A 21,938-nucleotide genomic window follows, 5' to 3' on the forward strand; every position below is an offset into this window, starting at 1 on the left:
TTTTGCTACTTTCCGGCGGAACCGTCCTGGACGTCGAAGTCCATTCCGGCTTCTGCCAAATCCCCGCGGATGATTTCGATCTCGGCCGCGTCCGGCTCCACGAGGGGCAAACGGACAACCGAGTTGGGCAGGACTCCCTGCCACTTGAGAATCTGCTTGGCGGCTACTGCGCCTTGGACCCGCGTCATGGTTGCACGTATGACGGGCTCCAGTTCAAAGTTGATGGCCCTTGCCTTGGCGAGGTCGCTGGCGTTGACGGCGTCGATCAGCTCGCGGAAGCGGCTCGTGGCGACGTGAGTGGTGACGCCCACCAGGCCGACGGCGCCGAGTGCCATCCACTGCAGCGTCAATCCGTCATCACCGGAGTAGAAGACCAGGTCCGTTTCAGCCATGACCCGCGTTGCAGCAGCGAAGTCCGCTTTGGCGTCCTTGACGGCCACGATGTTCTGGTGCTTCGCAAGCGCAATCATGGTCTCGGGAGCGATCGCAATGGAGGAACGGCCCGGAATGTCGTAGAGCATGACGGGCAGGTCCGTGGCCGATGCAATCGTCTCGAAGTGCGCACGAACGCCTGCCTGGCTGGGCTTGTTGTAGTAAGGGGTGACGATCAGGAGACCATCGACGCCGACTTCTGCCGCACGCTGCGAGAGGTGCACGGAGTGGGCGGTGTCGTTGGTGCCGGTCCCGGCAATGATGGCGGCTTTGCCTCCAACGGCTTCTTTGACCGCCCGGAACATACCGAGGTTTTCATCGTCCGTAAGGGTTGACGTCTCTCCAGTGGTACCGGTGACCACGAGTCCGTCGCATCCGTCCTGAACGAGCTTTTCTGCCAGCGCTGCGGCTTGGTCATAGTCCACCTTGCCGTCCTCAGTGAACGGGGTGACCATGGCGGTCAGCAGGGTACCAAGGGCGGGAACGTGGGCGCGCAAGTCAGACATACGAAAAACGTTACCCTGTCGCAGGCTTGTTGGAAGAATGGGTCCCGCGTGGTGGTCCTCATTCGCCGGCGACAGAGCTGTGGAAGGAGACGGGTCCGAGGCTGTTAAGCGGGTTTGGGCGCCCGTGCAGGCTCCTCCGCACAGTAGTGCGCCACTGCCCGCTCCTTGAGCTGTTCTGCCCAAGCCACCAAGCGCTGCGAGGCGCGAACGTACTCGAAAAGTTCCAGTGGCGTCAAGGACGCCAGGTCCGTCTCGGACAGCCGACGGGCGAGTTCGGCCCCCGGCGTCTGCTCCGCCAAGACAGGACCTTCACGCCGCCACTGGGTGTCTTCCGGAGGCTCGCCCGCTACGAGCTGCCTGAACAGGAAATCGACGACGCCGGGGCTCATCGCTTTCATGGGTCCTTGAATGCCTTCCGGCGGCTTGGGAGCTTCGTTCATGCAGCCATGTTATTCGAACATATATTCGAACACAAGGGCTTCTTGTCACATCACGAGCGGCTCACATTGGCTTATGAGACGATCGCTGCATGACTTCGCAAGAGACGACCCCGACGCAGAAAGCGCCAGGCGGCCGACGCGTCTCCTCCCGGCTCACAGGGATAGATGCCGCCAGGGGTGCAGCCTTGCTGGGGATGATGGCCACGCACGTGATGCCAACGTTCGGACCGTCCCCGCAATGGGAGCCGACCTTTGTGGGATTGGTGTTCTCAGGCAGGTCCGCGGCGCTGTTTGCCGTCCTCGCCGGCGTCGGGCTGGCGCTCAGTACGGGCAAGCAGGAGCCCCGCAGCGGCACGGAACTATGGGCTGCCCGGGGTGGAGTTGCCATGCGCGCCTTGGTGATCGCCGTCGTCGGACTCATGCTGGGCGGCCTGGAAGTCAACGTAGCCGTGATCCTCGTCCACTACGCGGTTCTGTTCCTGTGCATCCTGCCGTTCCTCGGCCTTCGGCTCAAGGCGCTCTGCTTTTGGGCACTTGGCTGGGTCCTGCTGTCACCGGTGCTGGCATATCTGGTCCGGCCTCTGCTGCTGGACGCCAACCCTCCCTTGAAGTTGGGCCACAATCCCAACTGGGAGGACATGGAGACGCCTGCGCTCCTCCTCGCCGACCTCTTTTTCACCGGCTACTACCCCGCGTTCCAGTGGATCTCTTATCTGCTGCTCGGATTGGTGATCGGCCGCTTGGCGCTGACGACGGCGCGAGTCCAAGTGCTGCTGCTGACCTGCGGGGTCGTGGTGGCCGGCCTGGCAAAAGTCGTCGGAATCCTTGCCATGGAGCTGTGGGGTGGTCGGGCTGCACTTTCAGTCCTCCCGAACACCCGCGGATACCCGTTGGAGAGCATGCTTCAGGTGAACGTCACCGGCCTCGAACAGACCGGTACATGGTGGTGGCTGGCGACAGCGTCCCCGCACGCCGGGACCACCTTGGACCTGCTGCACAGCGGTGGGGTGGCTGCGGCCGTGGTGGGTTTGTTCCTGCTGCTCGGCACCTGGGCGGAGCGGATCAAGGTCAACTTCCTGATCCTGCTGAGCGGGCCGGGGGCGATGACCCTGACCCTCTATTCAGCGCACGTGTGGGTTGTCTCCGGCTTCACCAACCAGCCCCTGCCCTCGGGGTGGACAGATGAAGGTATGTACTGGGCCCAGGCTCTCACTGCTGTTGTGATCGGCGTTTGTTTCGCCGTACTTCGGCGCCGCGGACCATTGGAGTGGGTGGCCCACACGGCATCAAGCCTGGGCCGTCACCGGCCAGCTGCGGTGGGCTGAGAGCGAAAGAGTTTCACGGCGTCACGCATGGATGCACGTGCACGTTTGCGGTCTCCTGAGGCATCGTAGGCGCAGCTGAGCCGGAACCATGAGCGCCAGTCCTCCGGAGCGGCCTCGGCCTCGGCGCGGTACTTCTCAAACTCGGCGTCAGCAGCTGCGCGGACAATACGCCCGCCGGGAGTGCGCGGAAGATCATCAACCGGCAATCCGCCCTCGGCTTCCAGAACCTTGGCCATCTGCTCTGTACGGGCACCAAAAAGCAGCTCACGGATGAGCGCCCATGCGCCAACAACAGGCAGGACCAGATAGGCGGCCCCGATCCCCTTGGCTACAAGGTTGGGGTCGCCGAGCAAGAGGAACGAGCGCTGCACGGAAACCACCAGGTAAAGCACCAACAGCAAGGTGATGGCACCCACCCAGATTTTGGTGCGGTTCTTCTTCAAAGAGGTCCAAAAATTGCCCATGATCCTAGAGCCCCAGGTCCAAGTAGCCGTCCAAGCCAACGGTGAGGCCGGGGTTGGCTGCGACTTTGCGAAGCCCGAGAAGGACGCCGGGCATGAAGGAGGCACGGTCGAAGGAGTCGTGGCGCAACGTCAGCTGCTCACCCGGACCACCGAAGAGCACTTCCTGATGGGCCACCAAACCGCGGAGGCGCACGCTATGGACACGAACCCCGTCCACGTCGCAGCCCCTCGCACCGTCCAGTGATGTTTCCGTGGCGTCCGGGCTCGCCGGGACGCCGGCTTCCTGGCGCGCTTCAGCGATCAGCTGTGCCGTGCGCACTGCGGTGCCGGAGGGAGCATCAACCTTGTTGGGGTGGTGCAGTTCGATGATTTCCACGGACTCGAAGTATTGCGACGCCTTCGCCGCGAACGCGGAGGCGAGCACCGATCCGAGGGCGAAGTTCGGGGCGATCAGAACACCGGTGTCCGGCTTTTGCTCCAAGAGGCTCCGCAAGGAATCGAGCCGGTGGGCGTCCCAGCCAGTGGTACCCACAACTGCGTGGATGCCGTGCTCCACGGCGAACCGGACGTTGGTCTCGGTGATGTCCGGAACGGTCAGGTCAACAACGTACTGTGCACCGGCGTCGAGCAGTTTCTCCAGGGAATCGCCGCGGCCCAGAGCGGCTACGAGCTTCATGTCTTCGGCTGCGTCAACAGCCTTAACGGCTTCAATTCCCATGCGCCCGTGGGCGCCCAGCACTGCAACAGCAAGTTGTTCGGTCATGCCGTTAACCCTACCGCCGGGCCGGAGCCCGGCAGGAACCGTTACTCCGGCCTACTCCCCTGCTCCCACCCATTCCACGGTGCCGTCAGAAAAGAACTGTTCCTTCCATATGGGGACCTGTTCTTTGACCCGGTCCACGAGTTCGGAGCACACAGCGAATGCTTGGCCTCGATGGGCGGCAGCCACTGCACACACCAGCGCGGGATCACCGATCTCCAGCATGCCGATCCGGTGGGCTGCCCAGATCCGAACGGGTTGCGCCGCTTCTCCGGAGTGCTCGGCAACCAGCTGCGCCACGACGTCCGACATCACCTGATGCGCCGTGGGATGCGCGCTGTAGCTTAGCCGGTCCACTGCCTTGCCGTCGTCGTGATTTCGAACGACGCCACTGAAGCTGACCACTGCTCCGGCGGTATCCGACTCCACTGCCCTGATGGCTTGGTCTACGGAAATGGGCTCGGCGCTGAGGACTGCGCTCACCACTTCAAAGTTTGTTTCAATGCCCATGGTTTCCTTCCAATTGCTCACAGAGGTGCCCGATCACAGGGTCCAGGACAGCCAAGCCGTCCATGACGCCTTTCGGGGATCCGGGCAGGTTGATGACGAACGTTTTCCCCGCTGCCCCGGCGTGGCCACGGCTCAGCATGGCCATGGGGGTTTTGGCGGCGCCGGCGCGCCGGATACCCTCCATGATGCCCGGAATCTCGCGTTCGAGGAGGGGCAGCGTCATTTCAGGCGTGCGGTCGTCCGGGCTGAGGCCCGTACCGCCGCTGGTGATGATCACGGCGGGGTGCTGTGTCAGGAGTGCCCTCAGGGCAGCGCCAACCGGCTCACCGTCCGGCACCACCATGGTGGGGAACGTATCGAAGCCGTGCTCGCTGAGCCAATCGAGGATGATCGGCCCCGTCTCATCGGCGTACACGCCGGCGGCTGCTCGGGTTGACGCGATAACGACGCCGGCCTTCCGCGGCGTGATCGGCTCGCACGCACTCACGCGCCGGCCTCCCTGGGGGTCGATTCTCCGGAAACGTCCCAGTCTCCGCTTTTTCCACCGCTCTTGGCGAGCACACGAATATCGGTCAGCACTGCATGCTTGTCCACGGCCTTGATCATGTCGTAGACGCTCAATGCGGCAACCGAGGCAGCCGTCAGGGCTTCCATTTCGACGCCGGTCACGCCTCTGGTCTTGACGCTCGCCAGGATTTCAACAGAGTCGGCGCCCAGCTCGAAGTCCACCGTGACCTTGGAGATCGGCAAGGGATGGCACAACGGAATCAGCTCGGGTGTCTTCTTCGCCGCCATGATCCCCGCAACACGTGCCACGGCGAGGGCATCGCCCTTGGGCAGCTCACCGGCGCCCAGCAGGGCCAGGACGTTAGGCGTGCTGCGGACAGTGGCTGTGGCGGTGGCTTCACGCGTAGTGACGGCTTTTTCTGAAACGTCCACCATCTGCGCAGTGCCGTCCTGCCTGAGGTGGGTCAGGCCACCGGAATTTTCGGGAGTGTGGTTCACAGCATCCATACTTCCACTTCGTCCCCTTCGGCGAGTTCCGTGACGTCGCCGGGGATCTGCACCAGCGCGTTTGCCCGGGCCAGGGCGTGGACCAGGTGGGAACCTGCGCCGCCTTCCATCCGGACCGTGCCATCGGCGTCCATGGTTCCGCGGCGAACCTGGTGTTTTCCTTCCGGAGAGGTCAGCGATTCGGCCAAACGTGCTTTGAGCACCGGCCGCTGCGCAGGCGTTCCCAGTACCTGTGAAAGGGCCGGTCGGAGAAACATCTCGAAGGAGACCAGGCAGCTGACCGGATTTCCCGGGAAGCCAAGGAACGGAACACCCTCGACGGTGCCCAATCCCTGCGGTCCACCTGGCTGCATGGCGACCGGCAGGAACTCCACCGGCTGGTTCGCCATGGCCTGCCGGACTACTTCGTAGGCGCCCTTACTCACTCCCCCTGTGGTGACGATGACATCTACCCGGTCCTCCGCCGGTCCGGTGTGACGTTGGAGGACCGCCAGCAGCTTGGAGGGGTCGTCATCGGAAATTCCGGTGCGGACCACGTCCAGGCCGGCCTGTCGCATGGAGGCTTCGAGCAGTGTTCCGTTGGAGTCGAAAATCTTGCCGGCAGTGAGTTCCTTCCCGGGCTCCACTACCTCGTCTCCGGTTGTGACCAGAAGCACGCGCCAAGGTTTGCGGACTTCAACGGTTGTCAGGCCTAAGGCCGCCAAGAGACCCAACTGTGCGGGTCCCATCCGGGTGCCTGCGACCAGCGCCAGTTCACCCTTCCCAATGTCGCTGCCGCTGTCCCGGACGTAGGTGCCGGGAGCGACTGAAGGCAGGACGACAACAGCCTCCCCCGCTGCAGGGTCCGGGAAAGCGTTCGGCGTCGCCTTTTCAATGGGCACGACGGCGTCGGCCCCCTCGGGGATCACGGCCCCGGTCATGATGGGGGCGGCAAAGCCGGGCTTGAGTGCTGCCGGCGCGGCACCTGCCGGAACCGGCTCAGCTACCCGGAGCTCCGCACCGCCGTCGGGAATGTCTGCCGAGCGGACGGCAAAGCCGTCCATTTGGGAATTGTCGAACGGGGGCAGGGAGAGGGGCGCGTAGACATCGACGGCGAGCGCTTTGCCCAGCGCCTCCAGCAGTGGCAGGCGGAGCTTACCCCTATCCGCACTGACGCCGGTCAGCAGTTCCACCACTGCCTGGCGGTGGGCTGCAACAGATCTGGGCACGGACATCCTCCTGTGTGGACACGCTGGCTTCCGGGGAATTCTCCGGACGTACCCAGACTAGGGCCTCAGCCCACCTTGACGTTGATGGTGTGATATCCGGTGGCACCGTCGGGGGCTACAGGTGCCTTGTCTTCGGTCTGGGGAACGCCGCTGGAATCGGTGGCCCGGACTTGCACTTCGTAGTCTCCTGGCGTGAGGTCGATGCCCAACTGCCACTGATACCAAGTGTCAGTGGAGATGGCTCCGGCAAGCGCTGCCTGCTGCCACGGTCCGCGGTTGACGCGGAGCTCGACGCGGTTGATTCCCCTGTGCTGGGCCCATGCCACACCGCCGAACTGCACCTTGCCTGCTTGGACGCTCCGGCCGCTGCGGGGTACATCAATGCGCGATTGCGTCTTGATGGGCCCGTGATCGCTCCAGCCGCGGGGCGTCCAGTACGCGGTGTCGTCGGTGAAACGTGTGACCTTCAGTTCAGTGAGCCATTTGGTGGCGGAGACAAAGCCGTAGAGGCCCGGCACGATCATCCGTACGGGGAATCCGTGTTCCAGCGGAAGGGGTTCACCGTTCATGCCTACGGCCAGGAGCGCGTCACGGTCATCGGTGAGGGCCTCCAAGGGAGTGCTGGCCGTCCAGCCGTCGTTACTGGTGGAGAGGACCATGTCTGCGCCGGCTTTGGGTCCTGCCATTGCCAGGAGTTCCCTCACGGGCCAGCCCAGCCAGAGGGCATTGCCTATGAGGTCGCCACCTACGTTGTTGGACACGCAGGCGATGGTGATGTGGCGTTCTGTCATGGGCTTGGCAAGGAGGGTAGCGAAGTCGATTTCAACTTCGCGTTCCACCATTCCGGTGACCTTCAGTGTCCAGGCAGGGGGGTCGATGGCCGGCACGGTCAACGCGGTGTCGATCCTGTAGAAATCCGCATTCGGGGTGACCAAAGGGCTGATGCCATCCACCGGCAAGGACGCACCCGCAGGAATGGCTTGCGCCGGGGTGGCGGGTTCCGGGAGCGTCATGGAGCCGCGGAAACCGGAAGCCACCGCTGTGGCCCTGGTGAGGACAGTGGTCACCGTTCCGGCTACGACGGCGGCGAGTGAGGTTCCAGCCAAGGCGTTCAGAAAGCTTCGCCGAGCCAATGGCGCCTTTTCGCGCCCGGGGGTTTCTTCGGACGGAGCCCAGGTTGCGAGCCGACGTATGAGCGTTCGCAGCAGCAGCATGGTGACAATGGCGGCAACGATCGGTGCAAGGGCCGCTTGGGGGCTCGCTTGGGCTCGGGTCACGACGGCGGTCAGTCCTGCTGCGCCCGCCAGTCCAGCGAGTGCCAGGCCCCAGCCGGTCCGGCGGCGTTCCAGGACACCAGCGAGCGCTGCCAGAATTCCTGCGACGACCACGATGCACACCACCAGCACGATTTTGTCTGCGGTGCCGAACAACTGGACTGCCAGGTCTTTGACTCCCGGCGGCACGGCGTCGATCACGGCGCCACCAAGGGCTGTGACCGGCGATACCAGCGGGCTCAGGAGGCCTGCTGTCAGTTCGCCCGCCGCGATCCCGGCGGCTCCGGCTGCTACCCCGGCCGCAGCGGCCCACAATACGGGCTTGCCCATGATGCGACGCTGCTGGGTGCTATCGGGTGCGAGCGTACTCATGACGAGCCTCCAGGGCGGTTGTCAGTTGCGATGACTTGATGGGTAGGAGTCATTGATGACATCGATGATTCCGGTGGGGGTGCCCCAGCCGGCAATGACAACGCAAAGCGGCAACCGCCGTCGACGTTGTCCACGGTGACCGATCCCCCATGTGCCTTGACGATGCCGGCCACCATGCTGAGGCCGATGCCTGCACCGCTGTAGCGGCCTTGCATCTCTTCCGTGGTGCGGCGGGCGGGGTCTTTCTGCCAGCCCGTTTCGAACAGGTGCGGGAGGTCCTCGTCCGGGATGCCGCCGCACTGATCCTCCACAGCGATAACGGCGTTCCCGCCGGAACCTCCCACGCGATCCCGGCCGACGCTAATGTGGACGTCGCTGCCTGGTGGGCTGTAGATGATGGCGTTGAGGAGTATGTTTCGCACGGCCCGGGCCAGGCTTGGTCCGTCGGCGACGGCCATGCACTCCCGGTCACCGCCGCCGTCGAGCCTGATTCCGCGTTTCGCGGCCAAAGGTGCCAAGTCCGAGAGCGCATCGCTGACGAGGTCATAAAGGTCCAGCGGCTCGGCACGCAGGCGGAGGGTGCCTGCCTGAATTTTGGATAGTTCCAAGAGGTCGTTGACCATGGCCGTCATTTGTTCGGTTTGCCCGATGATCTTCCGGTAATAGCCCTGAACATCTGATGCCATGCCATCTTCAAGGGCTTCGGTCATGGCGCGCATGCTGGCCAAGGGTGTTCGGAGGTCATGCGAAATCCACGACACCAGCTCGCGACGGGCGGCCTCAATGGCGGCTTCGCGTTGCCGGGACTCGGCCAGGCTCCGGCTGCTGGCCTCAAGTTCCTGGGCCAGTTCGGCGAGTTCGGACGTCATGGCGGGAGCGCTCCCCCGACCCTCCGCCACGGTATGTTCCAGTGTTTCGCCACGCCCCAGGCGCCGGGCAGCGTCCACCAGGTGGGCAGCGTTCCGGGAGACGCCGGCACCAAGCATGAGGGACAGTGCAACAGCAACCGCCGAGGCAGTGGCCAAGATGTACCACATGACTTCGAGGTCCCTCGCGGAGATGAACATCGCGGTGAAGGCACTGACCATGCCCGCCACCAGAACGGCAACGGTGGCCACCACCACCAGGCAGATCTGGGCGAGTATCGAGGCCCGGCGAAGCAGCCGGAGAAGCACCCAAGTGCCGCCACCGATGAGCACGGCCCAGAACAGGACCCACGCGAGGATGGCCCACAGCTCACTGCCTTCCATGCTCACCCCCTTTGCCGTGCACGTTCATAGTGACGCCATCGGATCGCTTGCTGTCGAAGCGGTAGCCGACGCCCCATACGGTCTTGAGCAGTTCGGGTTTGGTGGGGTTGGCTTCGATTTTCTCCCGCAGGCGCCGGACGTGGACCGTGACTGTGGACAGATCGCCGAAGTCCCAGCCCCAGACGGCCTTGATCAGTTCTTCCCGGCTGAAAACTTGGTTGGGCCTTCGCATCATGAAAGCCAGGAGGTCGAATTCACGGACCGTCAGCGCCAGCGGAACTCCGCCGTGCGTGACTGTCCGGGAGGCAGGATCCAGTTCAAGTCCTGCGGCCTCCACAGGCGGTTCCGGCGCGAATTCCTTGATGCTCCGGCGCAGTACCGATTTAACCCGGAGGACCAGCTCCCGCGGAGAGAAGGGTTTGGTGACGTAATCATCCGCTCCCATTTCCAAGCCCAGAATCCGGTCGTCTTCGGTTCCCAGAGCCGTGACCATGATGACGGGAACGCTCATGGTTTGGCGGAGTCGGCGGCAGACCTCCACACCGTCCAGTCCCGGCAGCATGCGGTCCAGGATCACAAGGTCGGGTTGACGAGAGGCTGCCAGCTCGAGGGCGGTGAAGCCGTCCCCCGCCATGTCCACTTGGAACCCGGCCTTCAGCAGGTAGTCGCGGACAACGTCGGCAATGGTCTGTTCATCCTCTACCAGAAGAATGCGACGATTCCCTGGTGCAGATGATGCCGTATTTGTGGTCACGCTTTCAGCATAGGTTTGCTGGGGGTGGCCGGCACCCGATCCTGGCACAAAGGGCACAAGTGTATGGAATCCGTAAGAACTGTGTGGGTAAAGGCCTCTGCGACTGTAACGGGTGTCACTGATCCAGCCGCGGTGGCGTAGCCTGAATTTATGAGTGTTCAGCTAGGCATGCCGGCGCCCCCTACGGGCGGCGCGGCAGGCAGCACGGAAAGCGGCGTTGCAGTTCCGCCCCCACGTCCCGCAGGCACGCCCGCCGGGCTGTGGGACCGCTATGGTCGGCGCGCAACGGACATGCGCCTGTCCCTGACGGACAAATGCAATCTGCGCTGCACGTACTGCATGCCTGCCGAGGGCTTGGAATGGCTCTCGAAACAGGCCGTGATGACCAAAGACGAAATCGTCCGCATTGTCCGTGTGGGCGTCAACGCCCTGGGCGTACGTGAGCTCCGCCTGACTGGCGGCGAGCCCCTGGTCCGCGCCGACTTGGTGGAAATCATTGCCGGCATCCGGAGCGACCACCCGGACCTCCCCATTTCCATGACCACCAACGGCGTGGGACTGGATAAGAAGGCCCAAGCCCTGAAAGCTGCAGGCCTGACCCGGATCAACGTCTCGCTCGATTCCCTCCACGAGGAGACGTTTACCAAACTGACGCGACGCCCCTTCCTGGACCGCGTCCTGGCCGGCGTAGATGCCGCCTGGGCAGCCGGCTTGGGTCCCGTGAAACTGAATGCTGTGCTGATGCGCGGCATCAACGACGCCGAATCGCCGGACCTCTTGGCTTGGGCCCTGGGCCGCGGCTACGAACTCCGCTTCATCGAGCAAATGCCCCTGGATGCCGACCACGGATGGACCCGGCGCAACATGATCACGGCCGCCGAGATTCGTGAGCTGCTCTCCCGCGACTTCGTGCTGGACAACGACCCCCGGGAGCGGGACGGCGCCCCGGCCGAACGTTTTGAAGTACGACGCCGGGATGCGGCAACGGGCGTCGCCACAGGGCCGGTCCTCGGCACAGTCGGCATCATCGCATCAGTCACTGAACCGTTCTGCTCCGACTGCCGCCGTACTCGCATCACCGCGGAGGGCAAGATCATGAGCTGCCTTTTCTCCCGCGAAGAATTCGACCTGTTGGGCATTCTCCGTGAGGGTGCCACGGATGATGAATTGGCGTCACGGTGGCAGGACGCCATGTGGGTCAAGCCCAAAGCCCACGGCATGGACCACACCGGTCTCGGCGCAGCGGACTTCGTCCAGCCGGACCGCAGCATGAGCGCAATCGGAGGCTGAACCCTTGCTTGTCCGTTACTTCGCTGCCGCACGCGCGGCCGCCGGGGTGGAAGAAGAACGTCACGTCCTCCCGGAAGGCACCAGCCTGGAGGAACTGCTGGAAGCCGCCCTCGCCGTCGAACGCCCTCTGCCTCCCGAAGGCACGCCGCCGCTCGCCAGGATCGTGGCGCGCAGCAGTTTCCTCCGCAATGAGGTGGCCGTCCGGGACCGTACGGCTCCCTTGGGAAGCGAAGACGTCATCGACGTTTTGCCGCCGTTCGCCGGAGGCTAGGACCGCGCAGGGGGCTAGGACTGCTCGGGGTTCAGACCTTCCGGAACACGCTCTTCAACAACGGGCTGAACTCGGCAGATCCCTCAAGCTTCAAGTCTGCGGTGTGCACCAGGACGCCATCGTCAACGCGGAACGTGTGCCGGGCCACGCCGTCGGCTGTCCGCCGGTCCAGGGTCAACGTGCCTGCGTTCCATGTCCCACGGACCGGGCTCGCCGGCGGCCGGCCCATGCTGTCCACGTAGTACCACAGCGTATCGCCGTGGTCCCGGTCAACAGTGAACATGCCATGACCTTCGAAATGCGTGCCGTCGGTTTCGCGGTGCCTGTAGCTCTGGACCACCGCGTAGCCGCCCGCAGCCTTGGTAAACACCGCCTCGGCCTCAGCTGTCCGTGCAGTTCCCCACGGTGACGCAGCGATCTCCGTGATGCCCCGCCAATGACCGAGGAAATCCCGCAGCATCTCCGCAGCATGGCCGCTTGGGGGCAGATCCATCAGGACTCCAATGTAGTCAGGGCAGCATCATCGTGTGATCATGCTGCCCTGTTTACAGTGCGGGAGTCCAGAGATTCGGGACAGGAAGCTACAGGCCGAAGGTCTCGGTTTCCTCGAATGGACCAACAACGGTGATGGTGCGGGGCGCCGCTGCGAGTTCGCGGGCGAGCTCCTGAACATCCTCCACCGTGACGGCCTTGATACGGGCCAAGGTCTCGTCAATGTCCTGGAATTCTCCTGACACCAGTTCCGCCCGGCCAAGCCGCGACATCCGCGAGCCGGTGTCCTCAAGCGCGAGGACAATCCCGCCGCTGAGCTGCCCTACTGCTTTCCGGAGCTCTTCGTCCGTGATGCCTTCCTTGGCGAGCTTGTCCAGCTCAAGGCCCAGAAGTTCCAACACTTGGCGAACCTTGGACGGCGTGCAGCCGGCGTACATCCCGAAGTATCCGGCGTCTGCATACGCTGCCGTGAACGAGTACGTGGAGTACACCAAGCCGCGCTTCTCACGAATCTCCTGGAACAGGCGGGATGACATGCCACCACCCAGGACGGCGTTGAGCACGCTCATGACAAACCGGCGGTCATCCGTTGCAACGATCGTGGGGCAACCCATGATGATGTTTGCTTGCTCCACGGGACGCTTTACTACGTGCAGTCCCGACGTGCCCGTGATGACGGCCCGGTCAGTCCCACGACGATTCACGGGCGCGGCATCGGCGTTGAGCTGCCATCCTGCGGCCTTCAAAGCATCCAGAACGAGTTCACAGACGACGTCGTGATCCAGGCCGCCGGCCGCGGTGATGACCAGTTCCTCGGGGCGGTAGTAGCGCTGGTAGTGCGCCCAGACAGAATCCCTCGCCACAGCCTTGATGGCATCCGGGGTTCCCCCAATGGGGCGTGCCAACGGGTGGTGGCCGAGGACGGCCGCTACGAATTTCTCGTGGGCAACGTCTGTGGGGTCATCGCTGTCCATGGCGATTTCCTCAAGGATGACATCGCGCTCCTGCTCCAGTTCAGCAGGATCGAGGACAGCCCCGGTGATCATGTCGGCAATGACATCGATGGCCATGGGAAGGTCGGTGTCCAGGACGCGGGCGAAGTAGCAGGTGCTTTCCTTGGCCGTAGCCGCATTGGACTCGCCGCCCACCTCGTCAAAAGCGGAGGCGATCTCCAAGGCTGTGCGCCGCTTGGTGCCCTTGAACAGCAGGTGCTCAAGGAAGTGTGTGGAACCGTGCTGGCCGTCCGCTTCGTCGCGCGAACCCACTGCCACCCAAAACCCTATGGTGGCCGAACGCTGACCGGGCATGGCCTCGGTCAGGACGCGCACGCCCCCGGGAAGGACGGAGCGCCTTACGACGGAACCGCCCTCTGCACCATGGATCAATTCGCCGCCGGGAAGGGTCTGCTCCAACGGCAAGGGTACAACAGTCATCAAGGCCTTTCGGGTTAAGGCCGGAAGGGCCGGTGGCGCTTTTTCAAGCCCACCGGCCCTGCCGGGTGTACTGCTTACAGACTACTCTGCGGACTCTTCAGCGGCCTCGGCAGGAGCGTCCTCGGAGGCTGCTCCTTCTTCCTCGGCAACAACCGGGGAGAGGGAAAGCTTTCCGCGGTCATCGATCTTGGTGATCTCGACCTGAACCTTCTGGCCCACGGAGACGACGTCATCAACGTTGTCCACGCGCTTGCCATTGGCCAGCTTGCGGAGCTCTGAGATGTGCAGCAGGCCGTCCTTGCCCGGGGTGAGGGAAACGAAAGCGCCGAAGGTAGTGGTCTTGACGACCGTACCCAGGTAACGCTCACCGATTTCCGGTACCTGCGGGTTGGCGATGGCGTTGATGGCGGAGCGTGCTGCGTCGGCAGACGGACCGTTGGTGGCGCCGATGTAGACAGTGCCGTCATCTTCGATGGAGATGTCCGCGCCCGTGTCTTCCTGGATCTGGTTGATCATCTTGCCCTTGGGGCCGATGACCTCGCCGATCTTGTCCACGGGGATCTTGACAGCGATAACGCGCGGCGCGAACTCGGAGAGCTCGTCCGGGGTGTCGATCGCTGCGTTGATGACCTCGAGGATGTGGAGGCGGGCTTCGCGGGCCTGCTTCAGTGCTGCTGCCAGCACGGAAGCGGGGATGCCGTCGAGCTTGGTGTCCAGCTGGATGGCCGTAACGAACTCGGAGGTACCTGCCACCTTGAAGTCCATGTCACCGAATGCGTCTTCGGCGCCGAGGATGTCGGTCAGGGCTGCGTAGCGGGTCTGGCCGTCAACCTGGTCGGAAACCAGGCCCATGGCGATACCGGCAACAGCGGCCTTCAGCGGCACACCGGCGTTAAGCATGGAGAGCGTCGAAGCACAGACGGAACCCATGGACGTCGAACCGTTGGAACCGAGGGCCTCGGATACCTGGCGGATGGCGTACGGGAACTCTTCACGGGTGGGTAGAACCGGCACCAGGGCGCGCTCAGCAAGGGCACCGTGGCCGATTTCGCGGCGCTTCGGGGAACCGACGCGGCCGGTTTCACCGGTGGAGTACGGCGGGAAGTTGTAGTTGTGCATGTAGCGCTTGCGCGTTACCGGTGACAACGAGTCGATCTGCTGCTCCATCTTCAGCATGTTCAGCGTGGTGACGCCCATGATCTGGGTTTCGCCGCGCTCGAAGATTGCCGAACCGTGTACGCGGGGCAGAACCTCTACCTCGGCGGTCAGCTGGCGGATGTCCGTCAGGCCACGGCCGTCGATGCGGACCTGGTCCTTGAGGATGCGCTGGCGCACAACGTGCTTGGTGACCGAGCGGAAAGCTGCGGACAGTTCCTTCTCGCGGCCCTCAAACTGGCCGGCAAGGGCACCAAGGACCTCGTCCTTGAGCTCGTCGGAGGCGTTGTCGCGGTCCTGCTTGTCAGCGATCTGGAAGACAGCGGCCAGCTTGTCGGCAGCAGCGGCTTCAACAGCGGCGTAGACGTCGTCCTGGTAGTCCAGGAATACCGGGAACTCAACCGTGGGCTTGGCAGCGCGGGCTGCCAGGTCTGCCTGTGCTTCACAAAGTGCCTTGATGAACGGCTTTGCAGCCTCGAGGCCCTCGGAAACAACCTCTTCGGTAGGAGCGGTTGCGCCCTGTTCCTTGATGAGGTTCCAGGAGTTGTCCGTGGCTTCGGCTTCCACCATCATGATGGCGACGTCGTCACCGGCGATGCGGCCGGCAACAACCATGTTGAACACGGCGTTCTCAAGCTGGGAGTGCTTGGGGAAAGCGACCCACTGCGAACCCTGTTCGTCGGCGATGAGGGCGACGCGGACGCCACCGATCGGGCCGGAGAACGGGAGGCCGGAAAGCTGCGTGGACATCGAGGACGCGTTGATGGCGACGACGTCGTAGAGCTCATCCGGGTTGATGGCCAGAACGGTCACCACGATCTGGACCTCGTTGCGCAGGCCCTTCACGAAGGCGGGGCGCAGCGGGCGGTCCATGAGGCGGCAAGCCAGGATGGCTTCCGTGGAGGGACGGCCTTCGCGGCGGAAGAACGAACCCGGGATACGGCCGGCAGCGTACATACGCTCTTCAACATCAACCGTCAGCGGGAAGAAGTCGAAACCTTCGCGCGGCTGCTTGCCAGCGGTGGTTGCCGAGAGCAGTGCGGTGTCGTCGTCGATGTAGACCATCGACGCGCCGGCTGCCTGCTTGGCAAGGCGGCCGGTTTCGAAGCGAATGACTCGCTTGCCGAAACGTCCGTTGTCGATAATGGCTTCTGAGAACTGGATTTCGGGACCCTCCATAGAGAGTCACCTCCGTTTCTGTTAGCGGAAGTCCGCCGCATCAACCCAGGCCTCTTCTTTTTTCCTGGCCTGTACGACACCCGGTCATCGATCGAGATCCACGGGCATCATCGTCACAGATGGTTTCCCGGGAATCACTACCGAGGACCGCGAATGCGCGATGCGGTTGATTCCTGTTTTTAGTTGTTGGTGAAGAAGGCGGCCCGTTCCGAAACGGAGCGGGCCGCCCCTAAAGGCAAACTAGCGGCGCAGGCCGAGACGCTCGATGAGCGCACGGTAGCGGGCGATGTCAGTGTTCTTCAGGTAGGAAAGCATGCGCTTGCGACGACCAACCATGGCCAGCAGACCGCGCTGGGTGTGGAAGTCGTGCTTGTGCTCCTTCATGTGCTCAGTCAGATCCTTGATCCGCTGAGTCAGGACTGCAACCTGAACCTCGGGCGAACCGGTGTCGCCTTCAGTGGTTGCGTATTCCTTGATGATGGACTGCTTTACAGCGGCGTCAAGTGCCACGTGAACTCCTAGAGTTGTGCCGTGCCTCCCGGTGCAGCGCCTCGCTGACGGGTTGTCCTTGGTACGTTGCCGCACACAAAAACAGGTCCAGCCGCCACGGACTGCAGCCGGATCCACTCATCAGTTTACCGGCACGTCAGCAGTGTTGTCGAAATGCCCCTAGTGCCGGGTCAGCAGCTCGTGTGCCTGGGCTACGTCCAGGCACATTTGTTCCACCAAGGCTTCCGGTCCCCGATAGGCCACCATGCCCCGCAGACGCTGCGTAAATTCCACGGCAACTGTCTGCCCGTAGAGGTTGAAGTCTTCCACGTTCTCTTCGGGACGGTCGATCACGTGTGCCTCAACCTGCCGGCTCACGCCGTCGAACGTGGGGTTGGAACCAACGGAGATTGCGGCTGGCCACCGCGTGCCGGCCTGGTCGATCAGCCACCCCGCATAGATGCCGTCCGCTGGCACGTAACCGGTGGAATCGTGGGAAAGGTTAGCCGTAGGGAAACCGAGATCCCGTCCGCGGGCAGCTCCGTGCACCACTTCCCCGCGCATGCGGTGGGGCCGGCCCAACACCGCGGCAGCAGTAACGACGTCGCCTTCGGACAAGGCCTCCCTCACCCAGGTGGAGGAACAGCGCCGGTCGGTATCGCCGTCGTGGTGGACCGGGAAGCCCCCCGCGCCGTATTCATTGACAACCTGAACCCCAAAACCGAGCTGATCTCCCAGTTCCTGCATGGTGACAACGTCGCCGGCATTGCCGGCACCAAAGCGGAGGTCGTGTCCCACCACGAGGTGTGCGGCGTGGAGACCCTCAAGCAGGACCTCCCGGACAAACTCCAGGGGCGTCATGGCAGCAAGTTCAAGGGTGTACTTCATCACCAGTACGGCATCCACCCCGGTATCGCCAAGGGCCTCCAGTTTGTCCTGAAGCCCCATGATCAGCTCCGGAGCAGAATCCGGCCTGTGCACTTGGGCGGGGTGGGGATCGAATGTCACGGCGACCGACGGGATGTTGTGCCTCTTGGCCGTATCGGTCAGCTGCGACAGAACGTGCTGGTGGCCACGATGGACGCCGTCAAAGTTCCCGATGGTAACGACAGTAGGTCCGAAGTCCTTGGGGACTTCAGTGGGATCGTTCCAGATGTGGACCATCAACCTCGCCTTTTTACTGCAGATGTTCATTGCGCCCGGCAACCTCCCGGCGCCGGAACAATCTAAGGTTACCCGCTAGGGTGTTTGACTCAGGACGGCCGCCGCTTGTTGAGCCACAAGAGACCCAGGATCGGCAGGACAAGCGGAACAAACCCGTAACCGCGGCCGAACAGGGACCACACGGTGTCGTGCGGGAAAGCGACCGGATCAAAGAGGCTGATCGCTCCTACCACCAGCACACCCACAAGTTCAGTGAGCACAGCCGCCAGGGAAACCTTGAACCAAGTCCGGCCCGGCTTGGCAAGCGAGACAGTGGCCACAATATAGACGACGGCGGCGAACGCCGACAGGATATGCGCCAAGGGAGCTTCGGCGAACTTGGTGGCGATCTGGTAGCCGGCACGAGCTGTCGCCGACAACGCGAACACGGCGTAGACCGCGATCAGCAGGCGACCTGGCCCTGTGTTCCGTGTGTCCTTTTGCTTCGGCTGCCGGTTGGCCGGGTTGGTCTCGGTTCCAGTCACGTTGCGTTCTTCCTTCAAGGTCAGTACCAGATCTGATTCATGCGCGCGGCCATCACCAGCACGGTTACGCCCACTGCCGCGAGGACAAAATTGCTCCAGCGGGTTCGTTCAAGAATGGCCCAATAGACGGCCCCCAACGGAATCATCAGGGCAACGATGAGGTAGCCCCAGAACTCCCAAGCTTCACCGGCCATCTGCTCGCCCATGGCAACCCGGACTATCGAGCCCACCAGATACACCACGAGCACAAGCTCAACGGCGAGTACGGAAAAGATGGTGGGGTCGTTCGGGGCTTTCTTCATCAAACCGGCCACGACGCACATGATCGTGGACACCAATCCAACGATGAGGATGGCGTAGAAGTATCCGTCCATGCCTATTTTGCCTGCCCTGTTCCAGTTCCAGTTCCAGTTCCAGGGGCAAAGACCAGCACGGGTTTAGCGAAGCTGCCCGTGTCTGCCAGCAATGCCACGAGCTCTCCCGACGGCGCGAACGCGGCGGCAGGCTTTTCAGCCGTGGCAGCGTCCGGCGTTCCTGCTCCTGGTCCGGCAGCGATGCGGCGGCCAAAAGATATCTCGGTGGTTTCTTCCTCGCTCAACTCCCGGTTGGGCATCAGCGAGCGTGCTGCCAAGGACATCTCCAAAACCTCGAGCTCTTCTGCCAACTCCTCCAGCGTGCGCGCTTGATCGAGGGAGTACGGGCCAACTTGGGTTCTGCGTAGGGCTGTGAGGTGCCCACCGACGCCCAAAGCGTTGCCGAGGTCCCGGGCCAACGCCCTGATGTACGTGCCGGAAGAACACTCAACGGTGACGTCGACGTCAACTACCCTGCCGCCGTCGATCTTCGTGATGGAGTGGACATCGAAGCGGTGGATGGTGACCGGGCGAGCCGCGAGCTTAACCTCTTCGCCCGAGCGGACACGGGCGTAGGAGCGTTCGCCATTGACCTTGATGGCGCTCACGCTGCTGGGAACCTGCTGGATGGGCCCGGTGAGCGCGGCAACACCAACGGCAACGGCGTCATCAGTAATGTCCGCTGCGGTGCGGGCCTCCGTGACCTCGCCCTCGGCGTCGTCGGTGATGGTGGTTTCGCCCAGCCTGATAGTGGCGGTGTACGTCTTGGACGTGCCCACAATGTAGGTCAGCAGGCGCGTGGCCTTGTTGATGCCGAGCACCAGAACGCCGGTTGCCATGGGATCAAGCGTGCCCGCATGGCCTACTTTCCGGGTGCCGGCCAGCCGCCGCATCCGGCCAACCACATCATGGCTGGTCCATCCCTGCGGTTTGTCAACGATTACCAGTCCAGAAAGCACGCTTACCAGTATATGGGTGGCTAGGATGGCTCCCATGCCTGACCTTGCCGCGCATGTCCGCGACGTCCCTGTGAACCAGATCCGTGAGATCACCGAAGCTGCGTGGTGCACCCCCGAAGCAATCGTCCTCAGCATCGGGGAGCCGGGCTTTGCCTTACCCCGGCACATCCTCGACGCCGGTATTGACTGCCTGGATCGGGATGAGACCAACTACACACCCAACGCCGGGATCCCCGCCCTCCGTGAAGCCTTTGCCGCCCGCTTCCGGGAACAGCAAAACGTGGATATCGGCGCGGATCGCGTGTACGTAGTGGACGGCGCCCAACAGGGACTGCACTTCGCCATGAGCCTCCTTCTCTCCCCCGGCGATGAGATTCTCATCCCCAACCCCGGCTACCCCACCTTCGCCATGACCAGCCGGTTACTGCACGCCGTTCCGGTGCCGTATCCGCTATACCCGCAGAACGACTTCCAGCCGCGCGTTGAGGACATCGAGGCGCTCGTCACGCCAAGCACCCGGGTCCTCATGTTGAACTCCCCGTCCAATCCCTTGGGCGCCGTTTTCACCGAAGAATCCACGCGCCAACTGGTGGAGCTTGCCGTCCGCCATGACCTTTGGATCATCTCTGACGAATGTTATGAAGCCTTCACTTTCGATGTCCCCCATGTCAGTCCCGCGCGCTTCGACAGCGACATCCCCGGAGAAGCCCGGGTCTTCACTTCCCTGACGCTGTCCAAGACCTACGGGCTAACTGGCCTTCGGATTGGAGCGTTGATCTGCCCGCCCGGGTTGGAGCCGAAGATGAACAACGTGATGGAGTCAATCGTGTCCTGCGTCGCGTCTCCTTCGCAGTACGCCGCCTTGGCCGCGCTGACAGGACCCCAGGACTATGTTTCCCAGGCTCGCGACCACTACCGGAGTAACCGGGATGCAGCCTCAGCTGTTTTGGCGAAGAAGGGAATTCCGTTCCTGGGCGCCCAGGGGGCGTTCTACCTGTGGGCCGACGTCTCGCATGTGAGCGGCGGGGATGTCAGGTCCTGGGTGCGGGCGTTCCTGGCAGAGTCCGGCGTGTCCTTCGCTCCGGGTACGGCGTTCGGTTCGATCGGCGAGGGCTGGATCAGGATTGCCCTGTGCGGCGGGCAGCAGGACCTGCTCGACGGCGTCAGCCGCCTCCCAGCCAAGGTCTAGTTTTCGCGGATCTTCAGTAGGCCGTGCGGCGCGCGTGGTTCCGCCAGGCGTCGAAGGGTTCATTGGAAGCGGCCAGCTCGGCATGCTCCACGGGCAGCAACTCCGGCCGGGTGCCGGCAAAGTACTCGTAGAACACAGCGTCGTCGAAGCCTGCCTTGGCCGCACCGTGTCGGTCTGCAGCGAAGTAGACGTGCCCGATCCTGGCCCAGAGCGTGGCGGATAGGCACAGCGGGCACGGCTCGCAGCTTGCATAAAGGACGGAACCCGTGAGGTCGAACCTTTTGCTTGCGGCTGCGGCACGACGAATCGCCACCACTTCCGCATGTGCTGTGGGGTCGTGGTCCCGAGTAACCCGGTTGACTCCCTCATGGACAGTTCCGTCCGCGGTGACCACAACGGCGCCGAAAGGGCCGCCGCCGTCGGAAACGTTGTGCACGGCCAGCTGGATGGCAAGGTTCAGGTATTCATCGCGTTGCTGAGCACTGTGCGCCGACATGCTCCAGATCATAGCGAGTTTTAATACAGCTGATGCCCCTAAGAAGGCTTCTTAAGGGCATCAGCTGTAGAAAAACTCAAAGAGTGGTCTACCGGTTGGCGTCTTCGTCCAGATCGTTATCGCCGGAGAGGTCGGTGTCCTCTTCGTCGAAGTCGTCCTCGTCGATGTCCTCCGGGGAATCGCCCTTGTAGGGGTCTGCCTCGCCTGCGTGCTTGGCGCTGGCAGCCAAAGCGGCTACCTCTGCGTCGCGGCGCTTGGCTTCACGCAGGAGCTCTTCAAGGTTGGATGCATTGACCGGAATCTGGTCAGCCACAAACTCGAGGGTCGGAGTGAGACGAACAGTGATGTTGCGGCCGACTTCCTGCCGCAGCACACCCTTTGCCTTCTCCAGTGCCCTGGCGGCATCGGCCTGTGCTACGTCGTCACCAAAGACGGTGTAGTAGATGGTGGCGTGCTGAAGGTCGTTGGTGACGCGGGCGTCCGTGACCGTGATGGACTCCACGCGCGGATCCTTGACGCGACGTCCGAGCGCTTCGGCAACAACCACCTTTATCCTCTGTGCCAACTTGGCGGCGCGTGCGGGATCAGCCATGACTTCCTCCTGGAAAGTAGAAAAGGGGACGGAACGGGTCCGC

Annotated in this window: 25 protein-coding genes; 4 read left to right on the forward strand and 21 right to left on the reverse strand. The window is 63.2% G+C overall.

Annotated features, from left to right (window positions below):
• Positions 1-5: 5 nt before the first annotated feature.
• The gene (gene dapA / locus AC1RJY_RS21995) at positions 6-938 is read right to left on the reverse strand and encodes a 4-hydroxy-tetrahydrodipicolinate synthase (RefSeq protein WP_014921284.1); all 933 of its coding nucleotides are present in this window, start codon (positions 936-938) and stop codon (positions 6-8) included.
• Positions 939-1,042: 104 nt separating this feature from the next.
• The gene (locus AC1RJY_RS22000; RefSeq protein WP_011774296.1) at positions 1,043-1,378 is read right to left on the reverse strand and encodes a hypothetical protein; all 336 of its coding nucleotides are present in this window, start codon (positions 1,376-1,378) and stop codon (positions 1,043-1,045) included.
• Positions 1,379-1,467: 89 nt separating this feature from the next.
• Between AC1RJY_RS22000 and AC1RJY_RS22005 the strand changes: the two genes are divergently transcribed.
• Positions 1,468-2,703, forward strand: a complete 1,236-nt coding sequence (locus AC1RJY_RS22005) for a heparan-alpha-glucosaminide N-acetyltransferase domain-containing protein (RefSeq protein WP_011774295.1) — start codon at positions 1,468-1,470, stop codon at positions 2,701-2,703.
• On the opposite strand, the gene AC1RJY_RS22010 is transcribed toward AC1RJY_RS22005, so the two are convergent.
• From AC1RJY_RS22010 to AC1RJY_RS22050, 9 genes are read right to left on the reverse strand one after another with little or no spacing between them, the layout of a single operon-like run.
• The gene (locus tag AC1RJY_RS22010) at positions 2,679-3,167 is read right to left on the reverse strand and encodes a hypothetical protein (RefSeq protein WP_014921283.1); all 489 of its coding nucleotides are present in this window, start codon (positions 3,165-3,167) and stop codon (positions 2,679-2,681) included. The two genes, AC1RJY_RS22005 and AC1RJY_RS22010, sit on opposite strands and share 25 nt — an antisense overlap.
• Positions 3,168-3,171: 4 nt before the next feature.
• Positions 3,172-3,930 (reverse strand): 4-hydroxy-tetrahydrodipicolinate reductase, encoded by a 759-nt coding sequence (gene dapB / locus AC1RJY_RS22015; protein ID WP_011774293.1) that lies wholly within the window; start codon positions 3,928-3,930, stop codon positions 3,172-3,174.
• A 51-nt stretch (positions 3,931-3,981) separates the two neighbouring features.
• Positions 3,982-4,437, reverse strand: a complete 456-nt coding sequence (locus AC1RJY_RS22020) for a molybdenum cofactor biosynthesis protein MoaE (RefSeq protein WP_011774292.1) — start codon at positions 4,435-4,437, stop codon at positions 3,982-3,984.
• On the reverse strand, positions 4,427-4,924 hold the full coding sequence (locus AC1RJY_RS22025) for a MogA/MoaB family molybdenum cofactor biosynthesis protein (protein ID WP_014921281.1): 498 nt from the start codon (positions 4,922-4,924) through the stop codon (positions 4,427-4,429). Before AC1RJY_RS22025 ends, AC1RJY_RS22020 begins: the two co-directional genes overlap by 11 nt.
• Complete coding sequence (moaC, locus tag AC1RJY_RS22030) at positions 4,921-5,451, reverse strand: cyclic pyranopterin monophosphate synthase MoaC (protein ID WP_011774291.1); 531 nt, start codon at positions 5,449-5,451, stop codon at positions 4,921-4,923. The genes AC1RJY_RS22025 and moaC overlap by 4 nt, the downstream gene beginning before the upstream one ends.
• Positions 5,439-6,665, reverse strand: coding sequence for a molybdopterin molybdotransferase MoeA (locus AC1RJY_RS22035; RefSeq protein WP_498603524.1), 1,227 nt, complete (start codon positions 6,663-6,665; stop codon positions 5,439-5,441). The genes moaC and AC1RJY_RS22035 overlap by 13 nt, the downstream gene beginning before the upstream one ends.
• Positions 6,666-6,724: 59 nt before the next feature.
• Entirely contained in the window at positions 6,725-8,305 is a 1,581-nt protein-coding gene (locus AC1RJY_RS22040; protein ID WP_498603527.1) for a molybdopterin-dependent oxidoreductase, read from the reverse strand.
• Positions 8,302-9,555 carry a sensor histidine kinase gene (locus AC1RJY_RS22045; RefSeq protein ID WP_498603529.1) on the reverse strand — a complete coding sequence of 418 codons (1,254 nt, stop codon included), beginning with the start codon at positions 9,553-9,555 and terminating at the stop codon, positions 8,302-8,304. Before AC1RJY_RS22045 ends, AC1RJY_RS22040 begins: the two co-directional genes overlap by 4 nt.
• Complete coding sequence (locus tag AC1RJY_RS22050; RefSeq protein ID WP_210064260.1) at positions 9,542-10,309, reverse strand: response regulator transcription factor; 768 nt, start codon at positions 10,307-10,309, stop codon at positions 9,542-9,544. The genes AC1RJY_RS22045 and AC1RJY_RS22050 overlap by 14 nt, the downstream gene beginning before the upstream one ends.
• A 150-nt stretch (positions 10,310-10,459) precedes the next feature.
• Here AC1RJY_RS22050 and moaA point away from each other — a divergent pair, with 150 nt between their 5' ends.
• On the forward strand, positions 10,460-11,599 hold the full coding sequence (moaA, locus tag AC1RJY_RS22055; RefSeq protein WP_498603531.1) for a GTP 3',8-cyclase MoaA: 1,140 nt from the start codon (positions 10,460-10,462) through the stop codon (positions 11,597-11,599).
• Between the two features lie 4 nt (positions 11,600-11,603).
• Entirely contained in the window at positions 11,604-11,870 is a 267-nt protein-coding gene (locus AC1RJY_RS22060) for a MoaD/ThiS family protein (RefSeq protein ID WP_011774285.1), read from the forward strand.
• A 31-nt stretch (positions 11,871-11,901) separates the two neighbouring features.
• Here AC1RJY_RS22060 and AC1RJY_RS22065 read toward each other — a convergent pair whose 3' ends face one another.
• The 8 genes from AC1RJY_RS22065 to truB form a co-directional block, all read right to left on the reverse strand.
• On the reverse strand, positions 11,902-12,363 hold the full coding sequence (locus AC1RJY_RS22065; RefSeq protein WP_011774284.1) for a DUF1579 family protein: 462 nt from the start codon (positions 12,361-12,363) through the stop codon (positions 11,902-11,904).
• An 88-nt stretch (positions 12,364-12,451) separates the two neighbouring features.
• Complete coding sequence (locus AC1RJY_RS22070) at positions 12,452-13,795, reverse strand: M16 family metallopeptidase (RefSeq protein ID WP_014921277.1); 1,344 nt, start codon at positions 13,793-13,795, stop codon at positions 12,452-12,454.
• 81 nt (positions 13,796-13,876) lie between these two features.
• Positions 13,877-16,129, reverse strand: a complete 2,253-nt coding sequence (locus AC1RJY_RS22075; RefSeq protein ID WP_498603533.1) for a polyribonucleotide nucleotidyltransferase — start codon at positions 16,127-16,129, stop codon at positions 13,877-13,879.
• 240 nt (positions 16,130-16,369) lie between these two features.
• A complete protein-coding gene (gene rpsO, locus AC1RJY_RS22080; protein ID WP_011774281.1) occupies positions 16,370-16,639 on the reverse strand; it encodes a 30S ribosomal protein S15 in 270 nt (89 codons plus the stop codon).
• A 159-nt stretch (positions 16,640-16,798) separates the two neighbouring features.
• A complete protein-coding gene (locus tag AC1RJY_RS22085) occupies positions 16,799-17,782 on the reverse strand; it encodes a bifunctional riboflavin kinase/FAD synthetase (RefSeq protein WP_011774280.1) in 984 nt (327 codons plus the stop codon).
• A gap of 89 nt (positions 17,783-17,871) precedes the next feature.
• Positions 17,872-18,306 (reverse strand): hypothetical protein, encoded by a 435-nt coding sequence (locus AC1RJY_RS22090; RefSeq protein ID WP_498603535.1) that lies wholly within the window; start codon positions 18,304-18,306, stop codon positions 17,872-17,874.
• A gap of 20 nt (positions 18,307-18,326) precedes the next feature.
• The gene (locus AC1RJY_RS22095; protein ID WP_011774278.1) at positions 18,327-18,680 is read right to left on the reverse strand and encodes a hypothetical protein; all 354 of its coding nucleotides are present in this window, start codon (positions 18,678-18,680) and stop codon (positions 18,327-18,329) included.
• Positions 18,681-18,682: 2 nt separating this feature from the next.
• On the reverse strand, positions 18,683-19,618 hold the full coding sequence (gene truB, locus AC1RJY_RS22100; RefSeq protein WP_498603537.1) for a tRNA pseudouridine(55) synthase TruB: 936 nt from the start codon (positions 19,616-19,618) through the stop codon (positions 18,683-18,685).
• A 34-nt stretch (positions 19,619-19,652) separates the two neighbouring features.
• Here truB and AC1RJY_RS22105 point away from each other — a divergent pair, with 34 nt between their 5' ends.
• Entirely contained in the window at positions 19,653-20,807 is a 1,155-nt protein-coding gene (locus AC1RJY_RS22105) for a pyridoxal phosphate-dependent aminotransferase (protein WP_498603539.1), read from the forward strand.
• A gap of 13 nt (positions 20,808-20,820) precedes the next feature.
• On the opposite strand, the gene AC1RJY_RS22110 is transcribed toward AC1RJY_RS22105, so the two are convergent.
• Both AC1RJY_RS22110 and rbfA read right to left on the reverse strand, forming a co-directional pair.
• The gene (locus tag AC1RJY_RS22110) at positions 20,821-21,303 is read right to left on the reverse strand and encodes a nucleoside deaminase (protein WP_011774275.1); all 483 of its coding nucleotides are present in this window, start codon (positions 21,301-21,303) and stop codon (positions 20,821-20,823) included.
• A gap of 88 nt (positions 21,304-21,391) precedes the next feature.
• The gene (gene rbfA / locus AC1RJY_RS22115; RefSeq protein WP_011774274.1) at positions 21,392-21,895 is read right to left on the reverse strand and encodes a 30S ribosome-binding factor RbfA; all 504 of its coding nucleotides are present in this window, start codon (positions 21,893-21,895) and stop codon (positions 21,392-21,394) included.
• Positions 21,896-21,938 lie beyond the last annotated feature (43 nt).

It is taken from the genome of Arthrobacter sp. GW822-FHT05G07 (assembly GCF_058799755.1).